Source organism: Acinetobacter sp. EKM10A (assembly GCF_011075215.1).
GTDB classification, from domain to species: domain Bacteria; phylum Pseudomonadota; class Gammaproteobacteria; order Pseudomonadales; family Moraxellaceae; genus Acinetobacter; species Acinetobacter baumannii.
This window is the reverse complement of sequence record NZ_JAALLK010000013.1, coordinates 77,155-95,561: the sequence shown is the minus strand read 5'-3', so window position 1 is coordinate 95,561 and position 18,407 is coordinate 77,155. Positions and strand designations below refer to the sequence as shown.

The following is an 18,407-nucleotide window of genomic DNA, read 5'->3' as shown; positions in this document are numbered from 1 at the left end:
TTAAGAAAGTGCTAGCAATTTTAAGAAAGAAAAAGCCTGATAGGACAAGGGTCCTATGAAATTTGTCGTGTACAGAGGAAAAAACTACAAAAAATGACCCACAAAATCTCTTTTCCGTTTTAACTTATTCTTCTAAATGAAAACAACAATGGACAATAACAATGCAACTCAATCACTATCTCAATTTTCAAGGCCAGGCAGAGCAAGCTTTTAATTTTTATAAATCAGTATTCGGCGGTGAATTTGCCATGCTGAGCCGCTATAGCGATATGCCGCCTCATGACGGTGTCACGTTATCGGAAGCTCAAAAAAATTTAGTGCTTCATGTTTCCCTGCCGATTAACGAATACACTGTACTCATGGCATCAGATGTCATTGATCAATTCTGTACACCAAATAGTGTATTTACTCAGGGCAATAATCATTACATTGCAATTAACCTTGAAAAAGATGAGCAAGAAAAGGCAAAACAACTTTTTGATGCCTTATCTGTAAATGGCAAAATTGAAATGCCACTAGAAAAAACGTTCTGGGGCGCTTTATATGGTGCTTTTACTGATCAATTTGGTGTCAAGTGGATGGTTAACTGCCAGTTAGATACTTAAATCTTTAGCCCTTATAGAGATCTCAATGTTTCTATAAGGGCTTTAAACATCGATATTAGAGTATTGCGCAATAATCATTAAGCCGACTGTAATAAAACCAATCCCAATCCATCCTGCGACATCAATGTTTTGCCCAAGAAAAATCTTTGCGAGAAAAGCGGTCGCCAATACCCCCACCCCAGACCACAACACATATAAAATTCCAGCTTGCATATATTTCAAAGCAATAGCAGCACATGCAAAAGAGATAATATACAAAACTAGAGCAATCCCCTGAGCAGTTTTATTAACTAATCCATTGCCTTTAGCTGAATAAAAGGTTGAAAGTACATCCGTCGCAATAGCGAATATTAACCACCAAGCGCCAGGATTTATTTTTGAAATTAAAGCGAACATTCTTATTCTTCAATTCATTTATTTAAAAAATTATTTATAAAAAAAGCTGAACCTGAGTTCAGCCTTTTCACTTAGAAGCTATTTAAGCACCAGTTTGATAACTTGCTTTTGGCACAGCTGTTGAAGCTTGATAAGGATGAGTAAAGTCTTGCAAACCAGCAGCAGCTTCTTGCACATCTTTACCTTCTTTAATGACAAAACTATCAAAACCTGAACGTTTTAAATAATTTAAGACATCCTTAAATACATCACCTGTTGCACGTAGTTCACCTTGGAAACCTTGGCGACGTAATAATGCAGCGAATGAATAACCTCGCCCATCTCCGAAACCTGCGAACTCGATAAAAATTGCATCAAGTTCACTTAATGGAAATGTATGATCTTCTGGTGAATCGTTCACAGTCACATACAAAGCTTTTTTACCTTGAATGTTAGCTAATTGATCGAGTTGAGCTGTTGTTACAACAACATCACCTTGAGGAATCACACCATCTTCAGCAATGATTTGATAAGTATTATCTGCAATCGTACCATCTTTATAAAGCACAGGTAGAGCTGTATTAAGCATATGCACGCTCCTTAAATGGTTGAATTCCTACACGGCGATATGTATCAACGAAACGCTCACCTTCAGTACGTAAATCAAGATACGTATTTAATACTTCTTCAATGACATCAGGCACGGCTTCTGCTGCAAATGATGGTCCTAAGATGTCACCAATTGAAGCATCATGGTCTGAATTACCACCTAATGTAATTTGATAGAACTCAGCACCTTTTTTATCTACACCTAAAATACCGATGTTACCCACGTGGTGGTGACCACAAGCATTCATACAGCCAGAAATATTTAAGTCTAAATGACCAAGATCATAAACTTTATCTAAATCTTCAAAACGGCGTGTAATCGCTTCAGCAATAGGAATTGATTTCGCATTTGCAAGTGAACAGAAATCACCACCCGGGCAGCTAATAATATCGGTAATAAAGCCGATATGCGCACGAGCCATGTTGTGTTGTTCAAGCGCTTGCCATACATCGAACAAATCTTTTTGAGGTACATCTGCTAAAGCAATGTTTTGTTCGTGAGTCGTACGAAGTTCACCAAACGTATATTTATCAGCGAGATCTGCAATGAAGTTCATTTCTTCAGTGGTCATATCGCCCGGTGCGATGCCTGCACGTTTTAAAGAAATCGTAACAATACGATAGCCCTTTACTTTATGTGCATGCGTATTGATATTGAACCATTGTTTGAATTTTGGATGCTCAGCAAATAAAGCTGTAAAGTCTTCATCTTCTAAATCTTGATAATCAAACGGAGTGAACTCTTCGTCTAATTTTTTCAAGATTTCTGGCTGAATTTTTAATGTTTCACGTGTGTGTTCAAATTCAGCTTCAACTTTCTGTGCAAATACTTCAGGCGTTAATGCTTTAACCAAGATTTTGATACGCGCCTTATACTTGTTATCACGACGGCCATGTAAGTTATAAACACGTAAAACTGCTTCTAAATAAGCAATTAAATCTTCACGTGGTAAAAACTCGCGAATGACACTACCAATAATCGGAGTACGGCCTAAACCACCACCCACCATGATTTTGTAGCCCATCTCGCCTGCTTCATTACGCACGATATACACACCAATATCGTGGAATGCTGTTGCTGCACGGTCTTTTTCTTCAAGTGCAGAAACGGCAATTTTAAATTTACGTGGTAAGAATGCAAATTCCGGGTGGAATGTACTCCACTGACGAATCAATTCACATGTTGGGCGTGGATCAGCAATTTCACCTGCAACTACACCTGCATACTGGTCAGTAGTCGTGTTACGAATACAGTTACCACTGGTTTGAATGGCATGCATTTGTACAGTTGCGAGTTCAGCTAAAATTTCTGGCACATCTTCAAGAGCAGGCCAGTTTAGCTGAATATTTTGACGCGTAGATACATGTGCATAGCCACGGTCATATTGAGTTGATACTTCAGCAATTTTACGTAATTGTTTTGAGTTCATTAAGCCATACGGCACAGCAATACGTAGCATTGGTGCATAACGTTGCACATATAAACCATTTTGCAAACGTAATGGGCGGTATTCATCTTCAGAAAGTTTGCCCGCTAAATAGCGCTCTGTCTGATCGCGGAACTGAGCAACTCGTTGATTAATCAGCTGCTGATCGAAATCGGTATATAAATACATGGCGTATGGCTAGTAGATTCATTATTAAGGCGGATAGCATAGCGAGCTTTTATTCATCAATAAAATGCTTTTTTTGCATATTTAATAACGGTTTTATTGATAAGCTTTAATCTAAATTGACATAAAAAAAGCCCAGATAAATCCGGGCTTTTTTGATAGCAAACTTTTATTTGTTATCTGGTAATGCATAAGCCACTAAATAGTCGCCCATTTTTGTACCAAATGAACCATGACCACCGGCCATAATTACAACATATTGTTTACCATTAATTTCATAAGTCATTGGTGTTGCTTGTCCACCTGCTGGTAAACGCGCTTCCCAAAGTTTCTCACCATTCGTTACGTTAAACGCACGGATGTAGTTATCTTGAGTTGCACCAACAAACATGACATTACCTGCAGTAGAAATAGAACCACCTAAACCAGGAACACCAATTTTTACAGCTGGTAACTGGAACAAGTTCGGTAAACTGTCACGAATTGTACCAATACGTTTTTTCCAAACGACTTCATGAGTTTTCAAATCTACGCCAGCAACATATCCCCAAGCAGGTTGTTTACAAGGTAAACCAAGTGGAGATAAGAATGCGCTGATTTCCACACCATAAGGTACACCATACATTGGCTGTACACCCTGCTCAGTTCCCGCACCTTTTGCAGTTTGCGCACGGTTTGGATCAGCAGGAATTAAACGACTCACGAATGGCAGACCAATTGGGTTCATTACAGCAACTTGACGGTCAGGGTTAACTGACATACCGCCCCATTCAAACACACCTAAGTTACCAGGGAAAACTAAAGTACCGTTTTCAGATGGTGGCGTATAAATGCCATCGTAATTGAGGCGTTTGAATGACACACGACACATAAGCTGATCAAGCATAGTGGCACCCCACATATCTTTATCAGTCAATTTATCTTGTGGTGCCAAGTTCAAATCAGAGAATGGCTGAGTTTTTGAATAATGCTCGCCTTTAGTCTGTGGTCCGCGTTTAACTGTTTGTGGAACTGGTTTCTCAGTTACAGGAACAATTGGCTGACCATTACGACGATCAAGAACAAAGGCATTACCTGTTTTGGTCAAGACATAAATTGCTGGAACAGTTTTACCAGATTTGTCTTTAATATCTGCCAAAGATGGTTGTGACGGTACGTCCATATCCCATAAATCGTGATGGGTTGTCTGGAAGTTCCAAATCAATTTACCTGTTGAAGCGTTAATCGCTAACATAGAGTTCGCATAACGTTCTTTCAACTCGGTACGGTCACCACCCCAGATATCTGGAGTACCTACACCTGTTGGAACATAAACGATATCAAGTTTGGCATCGTATGCTAAAGGTGCCCAAGCATTTGGTGAGTTATGAACAAAGGTTGTACCTTCACCTGGCATTGCATTTGGATCTGCTGCACCAGTATCAAATACCCAAAGAAGCTTACCAGTGTTTACATCATATCCACGGATAACACCTGATGGCTCTTTATTTGAATAGTTGTCGGTAACCGAACCGGCAATAACCACTGTTGAACCAGTAACAACACCTGGAGATGTTGGGTTATAACCACCTGGATAAGCATATGGCATGAATTCTTGTAAATTCACTTCACCATTTTGACCAAAGTCAGTACATGCTTTACCTGTGTCAGCATTTACAGCAACTAAACGTCCGTCATTGACTGGAACAAAGACTTTACGTGGACATTGAGTTGAAGTCGACTTTTTAGTTTGTAAGCTTGTCGCAAATTCAGTTGTGTTGTTTGCATCGTAATACATTACACCACGACAAGTTAAATGCTGGAACGATTTATCCGTTTTAAGCTTCGGATCAAAACGCCATTTTTCTTTACCTGTAGCTGGGTCAATCGCAATTAACTGCTGGTGAGCCGTACAGATAAACATGTTATTACCAATTTTAATTGGTGTAACCTGATTGGTTGTTTCGCCAGAGTCATTATCTGTTTTGAAATCACCAGTACGGAATGTCCAGGCAACTTTCAGATCTTTTACGTTCTGGTCATTAATCTGTTTCAATGGAGAATAACGTTCACCAGCTTGAGTACGACCATAAGCAGGCCAGTCGCTCTCTGCAACACCCGGAACGGCTTGAGCAGTTTCTGGTTGAGGTGTCTTGATTTCACCATTAATTTCTTGCGGATCATTGAAGATAGAATAAACCATCAACACGATTGCAATTGCTAAAGTTGAAGATAAGGCAACTTTACTTGATCCAAGGTTGTTGATTCCACGAGTTACAGCCGGAACCAATAACCATAAACCAAGAATACCTAAAATATCTAAACGTGGTGCAAGCGCCCAAAAGTCTGTTCCAACTTCCCAGACACTCCAGATAATAGTACCTAGCATTAATGCGGCATAAACCCACAAAGCAGCAGAAGCGCGCTTGTAGAGTTGCCATGCAACAATGAGAAGTAAGACTCCAGCTACAATATAGTAAATTGAACCGCCTAGTGTAGCGAGCCAAATACCTCCAATTAGCAGGAATAACGCCAATAACCCAATAATAATTACGGTAAAAGTCGTTAAACCTGATCTTGAAGAAGGTTGATTCATAAACCACCTCTTATCAATCATCATTTTTATCGGAAAGATGTGCCAAAAAACTTATAGAAAAATGACATCACCAATACGTCTAAAACAAAATTCAGGCATAAAGAAAAAAACGGAAGGTCAGGATACTTCAATCAATGATTTAACCCTCGACAATCCGTTTTCGGAATAATTACTTAGAATGCAGTTGAGAACTTAATACCGCCTACCCAAGTGTTATCACCATTTTTTAATGCACCAACATGACGAACATATTGCACATTTGGACGAATAGTTAGCCAGTTAGTGGCATGAATACCATAGTAAAGCTCGGTATTATATTCGGTGTCGTATTCTTTGGCTTGAACATCGCTCCAATCATCATTGATATGGATACGAGCAACACCAAGTGCCAACTCATCTTGAGGACGTTGATTGAGCAAACCTTTATAGACTAAGCCTATATTTTGCATGTTATCAACTTTGTTGGTATCTGAGTCGTGGAAAGTCAGGTTCACAAATCCTGTTAAACCACGGTCAGTTTGATCAGCTGGCTGGAATAATTTCTGTTTTGCAGTTACCCAAACACCCTGCTTATGAGATGTTTTAGTTGAATCTGCAATTTCTTTGGCATCGGCAGTACTATAGTAATAACCTAAACGGTATTCACCAGGCATGCTTTGCACACCTAATTTAGGTGACCAAACTACTTCTGCTGGAATAATTGCACCGTGAGAACCATCTGTACTTAGGTTGAAGCCTTTGCCACGTTCCAAGTTTTCAGGGTTATATTCATATACACCCACTTGTGTATATAAATCAGGTTGCAAGTTATATTTGACACGCATTGCCCATTGGCTAACTGGCCAGTTATACCACTGATCGCCTACCCAGTTACCCACTTGTGAACCACAAAGTGCCAAGTTCTGGAAATCACAGTCAAAACTATTAAAGTCTTCACCCTCACCAAAACGGCCCACTTTAACATCTAACTTCTGATCAAGGAATTTTTTCTTGATCCATAAATCTGTTAAACGCCAAGTTTGTTCACGGCCCCACACTTCTTGAACAGAACTTTGGTGCCCAGCCAATGCTGGAGAATGTTCAGAAAGCGATTGCCCATCACGATAAGTTAATGTGATTTGAGCTTCTGTATCTTGCCACCCTAAAATTTTACCTAGGTCCAAATGAGAACCTAAAGCAAGTTGCCCTGTATAAGCACTACCGTGTGTAGATGTTTGTTTGGAATCTAAAATACCGGCATATTCACCGGTATATCCAAAAGAAAAATCATAACCTTGTGCTTGCAACGCTGTACGTTGCCCGTTCCAATCACCCAACATCCAAGAACCATTTGGGTCAAATGCAGCAGCAGCTTGTGCATGCTGAACAAAAAGAGTAATTGATAAAACGGATAAACAGGAAACCATCAAAGATTTATGCGTTTTCATGTTTACGAACCTTTTATGTCTTTGTTTATAAAGGTTACGCTAATTTTATGTAAAGAAATTATTCAAAATGTTAATCAATTGATTATTCAGATAATAATTTCAATACATACTGTATAAGAAATAGCTCCTTAACCTCACCACTGCCCTTCGCCAAGTTTTTGACCTACAAAGGAATATCGCATTTGCGAACGTGAAAACTTAATTGGGCATGCAATTTGTGGTTCTGTATCTGGCGTATTATTTTGCAAAGGAACATTCACAATCCATCCACGTTGTTGTGCTAACGGTGAATTTAAAGCCTCACTTAAACTCAATACGGGTTCTACACAAACATCGAGATTTGCAAAAATTTCATGCCATTCTTTGAATGTTTTGGCTTTAATTTTTTCTTGAATGGCTTGCTTAACTTCCTGTCGATCTTGCACATCTAATGACGCACCTTTTTGTAATAACACAGGTAAATCTAGTGCTGCAGACAAACCTGCCATAAATTGCGGTTCAAGGCTACCGATAGAAAGATAACGGCCATCTTGCGTCATATAATAGTCATAGAAAATCCCCCCATTGAGCATCCCCTGCTCGGGAGCCTGTTCAACTTGTGCGGCAAGCGTGGCTGAAGCTGCCATACTATTTAGACTTGCAACACAGTCCGTCATGGAAATATCAATATATTGACCTATACCGCTACGGCTGCGTTCAACTACAGCAGCCAAGATCGCAATGACTGCATGTAATGAACCACCAGCAATATCGGCAACCTGAATACCAAGCGGTGGCGGACCGCTATCTTGTCGGCCGCTATACCCAGCAATACCAGCTAAAGCTAAATAATTAATGTCATGCCCAGCCCGATCTTTATAACTTCCAGTTTGGCCATAACCTGTAATTGAACAATAAATTAAACGCGGGTTAATTTCTGCAAGGGTGGCATAGTCCAGCCCTAAACGGCGCATGACATCTGGCCGAAACTGCTCAATCACAATATCAAACTCAGAAATCTTGGCCTTAATCAGATCAATACTTGCAGCATCTTTTAAGTCGAGAACGATCGACTGCTTATTTCGGTTTAGATAACTATGTGCAGTCGCCTGCCCATTTGCATAGGGCGGCATAATCCGAATGAGGTCTGGACGTGATGGAGATTCAATATGGATGACTTCTGCACCCATATCGGCTAAATACATTGTGGCGAAAGGTCCAGGTAAGAGCGTCGAGAAATCGAGAACTTTAAGTCCATTTAATGCAGTCGTCATCGTTTTTTTAACCACTATTATTCGAATTTTCTTTTATATTAGTTAAGCAAATATTCTAAAACAATGTCATGTTCAGCCATTTACCTTGATCATTTCGGCAATTTAACATGTAAAAAGTGCTTTTACACTGTTGTAAATCGCCAATTTATTTTTTTAGACGGTCATTTAGGTCAATTTAAAGTGAACATCAAAGAGACTGAAGGATTCAATATGAGTCGCGATACGATTAGCATCCACTTCGTGAATGCGGCTTTGACAGGCGTAAAGCGCCTTGGCATGGATGTCGAGACGTTACTTTCACATGTGGGTATCGAAGCGGAACTATTACGTCAACCTAAAGCTCGAATCTCACCAGAACAATATACCCGTTTTATAAAAATGTTATGGATGGTCACACAAGACGAACACGTTGGTTTCGATGTACAACCGCGTCGTTTGGGCACTTTTGCCATTATGTGTCAGTTGATTATTCATGCAAAAACCTTGGGCCAAGCCCTTGAACTTTCATCTCAATTTTACAAATTATTTGGTGATGAATGGTCAGTAACGCTGGAGCGTGACAAACACGAAGCACGTTTAGTACCTCTCATTCCAAAAACATTAGATCCGGATCATTTCATTACTGAAAGTATGCTCATGATCTGGCATGGATTGGCATCATGGCTGATTGAACGTCGCTTACCATTAGAACGTGTTCATTTTAGCTATCCACGTCCTGCACATGCAGATGAATATGACGCTTTATTCTTTGCGCCGGTTATGCAATTTGACGCACCGCGTACCGAAATAACCTTTGCGGCTGATTATCTTGATTTGCCAATTCGCCAAGATGAAAAAACATTAGAAGAATTCTTAAAAGCAGCCCCTGCTCAGCTTTTAGTAAAATTCAAAAACACCAATTCGTTGACTTCACGTATTCGTGAAGTACTCAAAAGCCAAATTGGTGAAGAAATGCCAACGCTCAATGACGTTGCATCCATGTTGTATTTATCTCCGCAAACTTTACGCCGCCGCCTAGCTGCCGAAGGTAAAAGCTATCAGGGCGTGAAAGACGCTTTACGCCGAGATGCTGCGATTCACTTATTACTCAATCCTGAATTAACACTTGAAGATGTTGCTCAGCAAGTTGGTTTTAGTGAAACCAGTACATTCCACCGTGCATTTAAAAAGTGGACCGGTGTTACTCCCGGTCTATATCGCCAGCTCCATGGTTACCATTAATTTTTAAATCTCTTTAGTTTCACATTTAGCCCAAGTTCAACTTGGGCTTTTTTGTATCGCCATTGGCAAAAATCATCACCTGACTGGTGCGCTTATCGTCATTGCACTCCCTCTTAAAAACAGTACACTCAAAACACGACAAAGTTTAAGTAATAAAAAAAGGAACTGTTATGAGCGAGGCTTATATTATTGACGCCATTCGCACACCACGCGGAAAAGGAAAAAAAGACGGCTCTCTTTACGAAGTAAAACCAATCACATTACTCACCACCCTATTAAACGAATTACAGCAACGCCATCAACTCGATACATCTAAAGTAGATGATATTGTTCTGGGCTGCGTAACACCAATTGGTGATCAGGGCGGTGATATTGCCAAAACAGCAGCGATTGCAGCGGGCTGGAATGATGATGTTGCAGGTGTGCAAATTAACCGCTTTTGTGCTTCAGGTTTAGAAGCGGTCAACATGGCAGCCATGAAAGTTCGTTCTGGTTGGGAAGATTTAGTAGTTGCTGGTGGCGTTGAATCAATGTCACGTATCCCAATGGGTTCTGATGGCGGACCGTGGGCGTTAGATCCGGAAACCAACCTTAAATCATCTTTTGTTCCACAAGGTGTCGGCGCTGACCTCATTGCAACCTTAGATGGCTATAGCCGAGAAGATGTTGATAATTTTGCCGTAAAGTCACAACAAAAAGCAGCGGCAGCTCAAGCAAATGGTTATTTCGATCAATCAGTTGTGCCTGTCAAAGATCACGCAGGTGTTGTGATTTTAGAAAAAGATGAATTTATTAAAGGCAATACCACACTTGACGGGCTAGCAAAGCTCAACCCAAGTTTTGAAATGATGGGGCAAATGGGCTTTGATGCTGTTGCCTTACAAAAATATCCAGAAGCACAAAAAGTAAATCATGTTCATCATGCTGGTAACTCATCAGGTATTGTCGATGGAGCAGCTCTTGTTTTACTGGCTTCAGAAAAAGCAGTGAAAGAACAAAATTTAAAACCACGCGCTAAAGTTTTGGCGACTGCATTAGTCGGTACTGACCCAACCATTATGCTGACTGGCCCTGCGCCTGCTGCACGTAAAGCTTTAGAAAAAGCTGGCCTTACGATTGATGATATTGACCTATTTGAAGTTAATGAAGCATTCGCGGCAGTTGTTATGCGTTTTATTAATGAGCTCAACGTTCCTGCTGAAAAAGTCAACGTAAATGGCGGTGCGATTGCTTTAGGCCATCCGTTAGGAGCAACAGGTGCCATGATTTTAGGCACACTACTTGATGAGCTTGAACGACAAGATAAAAAGCGCGGTTTAGCGACGCTCTGTGTTGGCGGTGGTATGGGTATTGCCACCATTATTGAACGCGTATAAAAATTAGGGATATAAAAGATGAGTGCAATTCAATACGAAAAAAATGCCGACAATATTGTCATTTTAACGCTTGATTCAACAGGTCAATCTGCGAACACCATGAATGCCGAGTTTCGTGACTCGCTTGATGAGGCGACTCAGAAACTTAAATCAGAAACAGAACTTTCAGGTGTTATTTTCCGCTCAGCTAAAAAAACTTTCTTTGCTGGCGGTGACCTAGATGAGCTGATTCAAGTTCAGCCAGAACATGCGACTGACTTTTTTAATATGGTTGAAAAGCTAAAAGGTCATTTACGTACAATTGAAACGCTAGGAATTCCAGTTGTTGCAGCATTAAATGGCACTGCACTGGGCGGAGGATGGGAAATCGCATTAAGTTGCCATCACCGTATTGCAATCAATGACCCGAAAAGCAAATTTGGCCTACCAGAAGTTACCTTAGGTTTACTACCGGGCGGCGGTGGTATTGTACGTATGGTCCGTCTGCTTGGTCTTCAAAATGCATTCCCATTTTTAATGGAAGGTAAGCAGTTCGGTGTCGATAAAGCAAAATCTTTAGGCTTAATTCATGACACAGCTGAAAATGAACAAGAACTTTTAGATAAAGCGATTGCTTGGATCAAAGCCAATCCAAAATCTCAACAGCCTTTTGATGTGAAGGGTTATAAAATTCCGGGTGGCGATCCAAAAACTCCGGCAGTTGCACAAGTTCTTGCCATTGCGCCAGCCATGTTAAAAGACAAAACCAAGGGCTGCTATCCTGCTCCTGAAGCGATTATGGCTGCCGCAGTTGAAGGTGCTCAAGTTGATGTCGATACCGCCTTGCGCATCGAGTCTCGCTACTTTACTCAACTAGCAACAGGCCAAATTTCTAAAAATATGATTGGCACTTTCTGGCATGGTCTAAATGCAATTAAGTCGGGTGCTAGCCGTCCTGCCGATATTGCAAAATGGCAAGCCACTAAAGTGGGCGTGTTGGGTGCGGGCATGATGGGTGCCGGTATTGCCTACGCCACTGCAATTAAAGGCATTCCTGTTATCCTTAAAGATGTATCTGTTGAAAATGCTGAAAAAGGCAAAGCTTATTCTCAGAAATTGCTAGATAAACGTGTTTCACAAGGTCGCATGACGGCAGAAAAACGTGATCAGATTTTATCGCTCATTACGGCCACAGCTTCTGCTGAAGACTTACAAGGTTGTGACCTGATTATTGAAGCCGTATTTGAAAACCAAGAGCTCAAAGCGAAAGTCACTCAAGAAGCCGAACAATACTTAGCGCCTAATGGTGTAATGGCATCAAATACATCCACCCTACCGATTACAGGTTTAGCGCAAGCAAGCAAGAATGATAAAGCATTTATCGGTCTGCATTTCTTTAGCCCTGTCGACAAAATGCAGTTGGTTGAGATTATTAAAGGTAAAAATACCTCCGCAGAGACACTTGCCAAAGCCTATGACTTTGTACAGCAAATTGGAAAAACGCCAATTGTTGTCAATGACAGCCGTGGCTTCTTTACCAGTCGTGTGTTTGGTACTTTTATTCAAGAAGGTATGCGCTTACTTGCAGAAGGCGTCCATCCAGCGCGTATTGAAATGGCAGCACTGAAAGCTGGCATGCCGGTAGGACCACTTGCGATTCAAGATGAAGTCTCTTTAACTTTAACCGAGCATGTTGCAAGTGAAACGCGTAAGGCACTACAAGCTGAAGGCAAAGAGTTACCGAAAACACCGGTAGATGAAGTGATTCATACCATGATTCATGAATTAAACCGTAAAGGTAAAGCTGCTGGCGCAGGTTTTTATGATTATCCTGAAAATGGCAAAAAGCACCTATGGGAAGGCTTAAACCGTTGGCAAAAAGATCATGATATCTCCGAGCAAGATATGATTGACCGTATTTTGTTTGTACAAGCCTTAGATACCCTACGTTGCTACGAAGAAGGGGTATTAGAGTCAGTGATTGATGCCAATGTCGGTTCTATTTTTGGAATTGGTTATGCCCCGTGGACGGGAGGAGCGATTCAATTCTTAAATCAATATGGTATTGATAAGGCACAAAAACGTGCCGAAGAGTTGGCTGCCAAATATGGTGAGCGCTTCACGCCCCCAACGTTACTAAAAACTAAAGCTGAGCAGAAGCAAAATATTCAATAAGTTAGAGCTCTTGAATATTTAAAAATTGCATAAACCTTACCCATATAAATATATTTTATTTATATGGGTTTTTCTTTATGACCTTTAAGATTTCAGCCTTATACCTAAATATGCTATAAATAGACTTCATTTCTGTGCTTCTACAGCACATTCGAGATATCCTTATGTCCGATAAAAATTCTTCCGAATCAGCAATTTTAGGCTGGAAATTTGTTCTAATCGTCGGTGTTTTAAGTGCGATCTTCCTTGGCTTTTTCTATTTAGCAATGAGTAATGAGCCTGACTATATGCCAGGAGCACAGCGCAAAGCTCAACAGCATGAAATGCAGCAAAAAGCTGAGAAATCAACAGATCAGCAAACTCAGCATGACAATATGCCTGAAATGGACATGCAAGAACATCAGCATTCACATCAGTAATCAGATATTTTTCAAATGACAGATTTTTCTCGCAATGCACTGGTTGTAGAAGGTGGAGGCATGCGTGGTGCCTTTACCAGTGGTGTACTTGATGCTTTTCTACAACAGCAGTTCAACCCTTTTGGTTTATATGTGGGCGTATCTTCTGGTTCGACCAATGTAGCTAACTACTTGGCAGGCCAACAAGGCCGCACGTTAACCTTCTATATTGATCATTCACTACGTCCTGAATTTATCGATTACAAACGCTTCTTTAAAGGTGGTGATTTACTCGATTTAAAATGGATGTGGGAAATTGGCGAGCAAGAACATCCTCTCGATCAACAGAGCCTTTTTGCCAAAAATCCAGATTTTTATATGGTATTGACGCATGCTAAAACTGGTCATGCTGAGTATCTTCGTGCTGGTAAAGATAATTTGCTAAATGCACTGCGTGCTTCTAGCTCAATTCCAGTTTTAACCCGTCATCCGGTCGATATTATGGGTGAACCCTACTTTGATGGCGGCGTTGCAGATGCTCTACCCGTTCGCTGGGCGGCTCAGCAAAGTGGTGTCAAAAAGCTATTAGTTTTACGTACTCGTCCGAAGAATTATTTTAAAGCCAGTAGCCGAAGCGACCAATTCCTTGCGAAATATGCTTTTAAACACCATTACGGTTTTGCAAATAGTTTGCGTAACCGCTGTGCCCGTTATAATGCTTCAGTTGAATTTGTTCGTAGCAGTAACCCAGAACAGCAAATTTTAGAAGTATGTCCACCGCCTCTTAAAAATATGGCAGGGCGTTTAACGACAAATCCGAAAAAGCTTCGTTACAGTTATGAAGTTGGTTTGGAAACAGGCTTACAAGCCATCGAAAACTGGAATGCGATGAAGTAATTCAAAGTTGAGATTTCTAAAAAGGAATCTCAACTTAACGCTAAAGTCATATCAATATGTGGAATACCACAGTCTTGGTACACTTCACCCTGCACTTTGAAACCTAAAGCTTCGTAAAAAGCCGTCACATAGGTTTGCGCGGAAAGCTTTAAATAAGGCAATTTATGTTGGCGCGCATATTCAATAATATGCTGCATTAGAATTTTACCTATACCCTGCTTTCGATAAAGCATTAAAACAGCAACACGCCCTACGCTATGCTGTGGCAACAAACGTGCTGTAGCGATAGGCTGCTCTTTGTCATACACCATAAAGTGCACAGCAGTGCTGTCAAAATCATCCCATTCATCTTCGGGTGCAATGCCTTGCTCTTGAATAAAGACTTGTTCACGGATGTATTTTGCGTCTTCCTTAAACTGCGTCCAACTACCCGCTATAACTTTATACATCCACTCACCTTCCTAGCATTTGCAGCCAATATTTTCGATCGGCAACTGGTCTTGTAATAACAATTCCAAAGTCTGTTTTTTAATTCCATACATTTCTTTCAATGCTTGAATTTGAGCCATAATCTTGACATCAGGTTGTGTCACGTTTTTACGTTTAGTCGCCAAAATCATTTTATTTTTACTGGTGTGTTCAAGCGATACAAACTCAAAAACTTTAGTTTCATAACCATACGCTTTTAAAAGTAACGCACGTAAGGTATCGGTCAACATCTCGGCTTGTTGTCCCGCATGAATACCAAACTGTAGCATTGGTTGTAAAACTTCAGGACTATGTAGTTGTGGACGCAACTCTTTGTGACAGCACGGCGCACACATAATCATTGAAGCATTTAAACGAATTCCAGTATGGATAGCAAAGTCAGTCGCAATATCACAAGCATGTAAAGCAATCATAACGTCCAGCTTTTCCGGCTGATAACTACGAACGTCACCTTCAAAAAAGTCTAAATGATTAAAATGTACTTTTTCTGCAACGTTCTGGCAAAACTCCACTAAGTTACGGCGCAGCTCTACACCAGTAATGAGCGGAACCTTTTGTTGTTCTTGTAAATAATCATACAAGGCAAAAGTTAAATAACCTTTTCCTGAACCAAAATCGACAATATTTAACTCTTTTTGCTCAGCATCAATTTGTTCGTATGCACTCGCAAAAATTTCGATAAATTTATTAATCTGCTTCCATTTACGAGCCATGCTTGGAATGATTTGAGCTTTCTCATCAGTAATACCCAGCTCTTTTAAAAATGCACTACTCTGCTGTACATAACGCTGTTTCTCACGATCATGCGCTTGTACAGTTGGAGCGGTAGTCATGCTTTGCTTTTTAACCATATTAAGCATGGCTTTTTTCTTATTTTTTTTAAGCTGGATTTCTTGATGCGTTGAAAATAAATTCGCTTGTTTGCATTGCGTAATCAGTGCTGCAATCTGTTCTAAGCCATCTTCGAATGAATAATTTTTAGTCACATCTTGGGTGCTATAATGATATAGCGCGGAAAGTTGTTTTTTTCCATGTAGCTCCACAACACGGAAAGTAATTTTTTCCAGCTGTGTCAACTCTCCTTTATATTGGCTCAAAATCAAACGCTCAAAAGTCTGCTGATCAAGCATTTGTTTGATTTCATGAAAGAATTGCTGTTCTTGCTCAAAGGAGAAAACCGACACTGATATACCTAAAAAATGGTGACTCATATAAAGTGAAAGTTTAAAGGGTATAGGATTAAAAATAAAATAACTTTACGACTGTTTTGTATTTCTATACATTTGTATTTTTAATCAAAAAATAAACTTATGAGTAAATCGGTGTTAGAAACCTACGACCCAAAAGAAGAACTTTTTAATGCTTACAGCCATGGCGCTGGTGTGGTTATGGCAGTAATTGCCTCTGTCTTTTTAATTATAAAAGGATCTTATCTTTCCACTGCCCAGTGGATAGGTTTATGGGTATATGCTTTTAGCTTAATTCTCGTGTTTACTAGTTCGACTCTCTATCATTTTGCACAAACACAAAATTTACGTTACTGGTATAAAAAACTCGATCACACGGCTATTTATTATTTAATTGCTGGAACATATACCCCGTTCTTAAGTATTGCTATACCTACACAAAAAGCTCATATTTTACTTATTGCGCTCTGGAGCATTGCTGCAATTGGTACACTTTTCAAGTTAGTTTTTATTCACCGTTTTCAGAAAATTTCGCTACTTGCTTATGTCCTTATGGGTTGGCTTGCCGTTTTTGTAATGGATGATATGCGAACCTATTTAAGCAAAGATACTTTGATGTTATTGATTACTGGAGGTTTAGCTTACACCGTTGGAGCATTGTTTTACGCGTTAAAAAAGGTAAGATATACCCATGCGATATGGCATATTTTTGTGCTTTTAGGTGCAGGTGCACACTTTCTTGCTATCTATTGGTACGTTGTTTAGTCCATTTTTCACTCATATTCAGTGATCCTGAAAGAGTCATGGATGATGTTCTTTCACGCTATTCTTTTAAGAAAAATATGCCTTTAAAGAGAATAGTAAATTAAAAATAAATTTTAACTGATATAAGGACTTATATGGAGTCAACCTCTGCGACTGCTGCTCCTGTAGTAGCCACCAATTCGAAAACACGGGTTTTGTTTGCAAGTTTAGTCGGTACAACCATTGAGTTCTTCGACTTTTATATCTATGCAACTGCTGCCGTTATCATTTTTCCACACCTATTTTTCCCTGCCAGTAGTGGTAGTGCCGCAGTCTTACAATCACTTGCAACTTTTGCAATCGCCTTTATTGCCCGTCCTATCGGTGCAGCACTATTTGGACATTTAGGAGATCGTATAGGTCGTAAAGCAACATTGGTGGCAGCATTGCTCACTATGGGTATCTCAACCGTATGTATTGGCTTATTACCAACCTATGCTCAGATTGGAATTGTCGCACCGTTATTGCTCGCCTTATGCCGTTTAGGACAAGGATTAGGCTTAGGTGGTGAATGGAGTGGTGCTGTTTTACTTGCTACAGAAAATGCACCTGAAGGCAAACGTGCATGGTATGGCATGTTCCCTCAACTTGGCGCACCTATCGGTTTTATTTTAGCAACTGGTTCATTTTTACTTCTAAGTGCTGCTATTCCTGAGCAAGCATTCATGCAATGGGGCTGGCGTATTCCTTTTATTGCAAGTGCTGTCTTGGTTATTGTTGGCTTATACATTCGTTTAAAACTTCATGAGACCCCTGCTTTCCAGAAGGTTTTAGATAAGCAAAAAGAAGTTAATATTCCATTTAAAGAAGTGGTGACAAAACACACGGGCAAACTTATTCTCGGTACAATTGCAGCAATCTGTACCTTCGTTGTGTTTTATTTAACTACAGTATTCGCACTTAACTGGGGAACAACCAAACTAGGCTATGCGCGTGGTGAGTTCTTAGAACTTCAACTGTTTGCAACCCTTTGCTTTGCAGCCTTTATCCCTCTTTCTGCCATTTTTGCAGAAAAATTTGGCCGTAAAGCTACTTCTATTGGTGTATGTATTGCTGCTGCAATTTTCGGACTGTTTTTCTCTAGTATGTTAGAGTCTGGAAACACACTCATTGTGTTTTTGTTCTTGTGTACTGGCTTATCAATTATGGGCTTGACCTATGGTCCAATTGGTACTGTCCTTTCAGAGATTTTCCCAACCTCAGTACGTTATACGGGTTCAGCTTTAACGTTTAACTTGGCTGGTATTTTTGGTGCTTCTTTTGCACCGCTTATTGCAACTAAACTTGCTGAAACATATGGTTTATATGCAGTTGGTTATTATCTTACAGCAGCATCACTTTTATCATTAATCGCGTTTTTATTAATACGCGAAACAAAAAATGTAGATGTAAATAATCAGATTTAAATATTTTCAAACACCCTG

General features: G+C 40.1%; 16 protein-coding genes. 8 read left to right on the top strand and 8 right to left on the bottom strand.

Annotation, left to right across the window (positions count from 1 at the left end; all coding sequences use genetic code 11):
• Positions 1 to 161: 161 nt before the first annotated feature.
• A complete protein-coding gene (locus tag G9371_RS15080) occupies positions 162 to 605 on the top strand; it encodes a VOC family protein (protein WP_001176580.1) in 444 nt (147 codons plus the stop codon).
• A 42-nt stretch (positions 606 to 647) separates the two neighbouring features.
• Here the strand turns inward: G9371_RS15080 and G9371_RS15075 are convergent, their stop codons facing one another.
• From G9371_RS15075 to G9371_RS15050, 6 genes are all read right to left on the bottom strand, one after another.
• Positions 648 to 1,001, bottom strand: a complete 354-nt coding sequence (locus G9371_RS15075) for a DMT family transporter (protein ID WP_000457783.1) — start codon at positions 999 to 1,001, stop codon at positions 648 to 650.
• Between the two features lie 82 nt (positions 1,002 to 1,083).
• Entirely contained in the window at positions 1,084 to 1,569 is a 486-nt protein-coding gene (locus G9371_RS15070) for a DUF934 domain-containing protein (RefSeq protein ID WP_000935252.1), read from the bottom strand.
• Positions 1,562 to 3,205: a nitrite/sulfite reductase gene (locus tag G9371_RS15065; protein WP_000281766.1), complete on the bottom strand. Its 1,644-nt coding sequence runs from the start codon at positions 3,203 to 3,205 to the stop codon at positions 1,562 to 1,564. Before G9371_RS15065 ends, G9371_RS15070 begins: the two co-directional genes overlap by 8 nt.
• A gap of 166 nt (positions 3,206 to 3,371) precedes the next feature.
• On the bottom strand, positions 3,372 to 5,777 hold the full coding sequence (locus G9371_RS15060) for a glucose/quinate/shikimate family membrane-bound PQQ-dependent dehydrogenase (RefSeq protein WP_001075596.1): 2,406 nt from the start codon (positions 5,775 to 5,777) through the stop codon (positions 3,372 to 3,374).
• A 173-nt stretch (positions 5,778 to 5,950) separates the two neighbouring features.
• A complete protein-coding gene (locus G9371_RS15055; RefSeq protein WP_079377343.1) occupies positions 5,951 to 7,183 on the bottom strand; it encodes a carbohydrate porin in 1,233 nt (410 codons plus the stop codon).
• 155 nt (positions 7,184 to 7,338) lie between these two features.
• A complete protein-coding gene (locus G9371_RS15050; protein WP_000205326.1) occupies positions 7,339 to 8,457 on the bottom strand; it encodes a CaiB/BaiF CoA transferase family protein in 1,119 nt (372 codons plus the stop codon).
• A gap of 210 nt (positions 8,458 to 8,667) precedes the next feature.
• On the opposite strand from G9371_RS15050, the gene G9371_RS15045 reads away from it, so the two are divergent.
• From G9371_RS15045 to G9371_RS15025, 5 genes are all read left to right on the top strand, one after another.
• Positions 8,668 to 9,678 (top strand): AraC family transcriptional regulator, encoded by a 1,011-nt coding sequence (locus G9371_RS15045; RefSeq protein WP_000085721.1) that lies wholly within the window; start codon positions 8,668 to 8,670, stop codon positions 9,676 to 9,678.
• Between the two features lie 170 nt (positions 9,679 to 9,848).
• Positions 9,849 to 11,054, top strand: coding sequence for an acetyl-CoA C-acetyltransferase (locus G9371_RS15040; protein ID WP_001287642.1), 1,206 nt, complete (start codon positions 9,849 to 9,851; stop codon positions 11,052 to 11,054).
• 18 nt (positions 11,055 to 11,072) lie between these two features.
• A complete protein-coding gene (locus tag G9371_RS15035; protein ID WP_029424635.1) occupies positions 11,073 to 13,208 on the top strand; it encodes a 3-hydroxyacyl-CoA dehydrogenase NAD-binding domain-containing protein in 2,136 nt (711 codons plus the stop codon).
• 164 nt (positions 13,209 to 13,372) lie between these two features.
• The gene (locus G9371_RS15030; RefSeq protein ID WP_001280986.1) at positions 13,373 to 13,627 is read left to right on the top strand and encodes a hypothetical protein; all 255 of its coding nucleotides are present in this window, start codon (positions 13,373 to 13,375) and stop codon (positions 13,625 to 13,627) included.
• Between the two features lie 15 nt (positions 13,628 to 13,642).
• Positions 13,643 to 14,503, top strand: coding sequence for a patatin family protein (locus tag G9371_RS15025; protein ID WP_004745961.1), 861 nt, complete (start codon positions 13,643 to 13,645; stop codon positions 14,501 to 14,503).
• A gap of 29 nt (positions 14,504 to 14,532) precedes the next feature.
• Here G9371_RS15025 and G9371_RS15020 read toward each other — a convergent pair whose 3' ends face one another.
• The gene (locus tag G9371_RS15020; protein WP_029424636.1) at positions 14,533 to 14,952 is read right to left on the bottom strand and encodes a GNAT family N-acetyltransferase; all 420 of its coding nucleotides are present in this window, start codon (positions 14,950 to 14,952) and stop codon (positions 14,533 to 14,535) included.
• Positions 14,953 to 14,964: 12 nt separating this feature from the next.
• Positions 14,965 to 16,176, bottom strand: a complete 1,212-nt coding sequence (locus G9371_RS15015) for a class I SAM-dependent methyltransferase (protein ID WP_029424637.1) — start codon at positions 16,174 to 16,176, stop codon at positions 14,965 to 14,967.
• Positions 16,177 to 16,302: 126 nt separating this feature from the next.
• On the opposite strand from G9371_RS15015, the gene trhA reads away from it, so the two are divergent.
• Together trhA and G9371_RS15005 are read left to right on the top strand one after the other, a co-directional pair.
• Positions 16,303 to 16,944, top strand: coding sequence for a PAQR family membrane homeostasis protein TrhA (gene trhA, locus G9371_RS15010; RefSeq protein WP_001984806.1), 642 nt, complete (start codon positions 16,303 to 16,305; stop codon positions 16,942 to 16,944).
• A 134-nt stretch (positions 16,945 to 17,078) separates the two neighbouring features.
• On the top strand, positions 17,079 to 18,389 hold the full coding sequence (locus G9371_RS15005; RefSeq protein ID WP_000446412.1) for an MFS transporter: 1,311 nt from the start codon (positions 17,079 to 17,081) through the stop codon (positions 18,387 to 18,389).
• Positions 18,390 to 18,407 lie beyond the last annotated feature (18 nt).

Excerpts from the sequence above, each read along its gene's own strand:
- G9371_RS15030 (WP_001280986.1), top strand. The coding sequence starts at position 13,373 with ATGTCCGATAAAAATTCTTCCGAATCAGCAATTTTAGGCTGGAAATTT.
- G9371_RS15075 (WP_000457783.1), bottom strand. The coding sequence starts at position 1,001 with ATGTTCGCTTTAATTTCAAAAATAAATCCTGGCGCTTGGTGGTTAATA.
- G9371_RS15040 (WP_001287642.1), top strand. The coding sequence starts at position 9,849 with ATGAGCGAGGCTTATATTATTGACGCCATTCGCACACCACGCGGAAAA.
- G9371_RS15070 (WP_000935252.1), bottom strand. The coding sequence starts at position 1,569 with ATGCTTAATACAGCTCTACCTGTGCTTTATAAAGATGGTACGATTGCA.
- G9371_RS15045 (WP_000085721.1), top strand. The coding sequence starts at position 8,668 with ATGAGTCGCGATACGATTAGCATCCACTTCGTGAATGCGGCTTTGACA.
- G9371_RS15065 (WP_000281766.1), bottom strand. The coding sequence starts at position 3,205 with ATGTATTTATATACCGATTTCGATCAGCAGCTGATTAATCAACGAGTT.
- G9371_RS15055 (WP_079377343.1), bottom strand. The coding sequence starts at position 7,183 with ATGGTTTCCTGTTTATCCGTTTTATCAATTACTCTTTTTGTTCAGCAT.
- trhA (WP_001984806.1), top strand. The coding sequence starts at position 16,303 with ATGAGTAAATCGGTGTTAGAAACCTACGACCCAAAAGAAGAACTTTTT.
- G9371_RS15020 (WP_029424636.1), bottom strand. The coding sequence starts at position 14,952 with ATGTATAAAGTTATAGCGGGTAGTTGGACGCAGTTTAAGGAAGACGCA.
- G9371_RS15025 (WP_004745961.1), top strand. The coding sequence starts at position 13,643 with ATGACAGATTTTTCTCGCAATGCACTGGTTGTAGAAGGTGGAGGCATG.
- G9371_RS15060 (WP_001075596.1), bottom strand. The coding sequence starts at position 5,777 with ATGAATCAACCTTCTTCAAGATCAGGTTTAACGACTTTTACCGTAATT.
- G9371_RS15005 (WP_000446412.1), top strand. The coding sequence starts at position 17,079 with ATGGAGTCAACCTCTGCGACTGCTGCTCCTGTAGTAGCCACCAATTCG.
- G9371_RS15050 (WP_000205326.1), bottom strand. The coding sequence starts at position 8,457 with ATGACGACTGCATTAAATGGACTTAAAGTTCTCGATTTCTCGACGCTC.
- G9371_RS15035 (WP_029424635.1), top strand. The coding sequence starts at position 11,073 with ATGAGTGCAATTCAATACGAAAAAAATGCCGACAATATTGTCATTTTA.
- G9371_RS15080 (WP_001176580.1), top strand. The coding sequence starts at position 162 with ATGCAACTCAATCACTATCTCAATTTTCAAGGCCAGGCAGAGCAAGCT.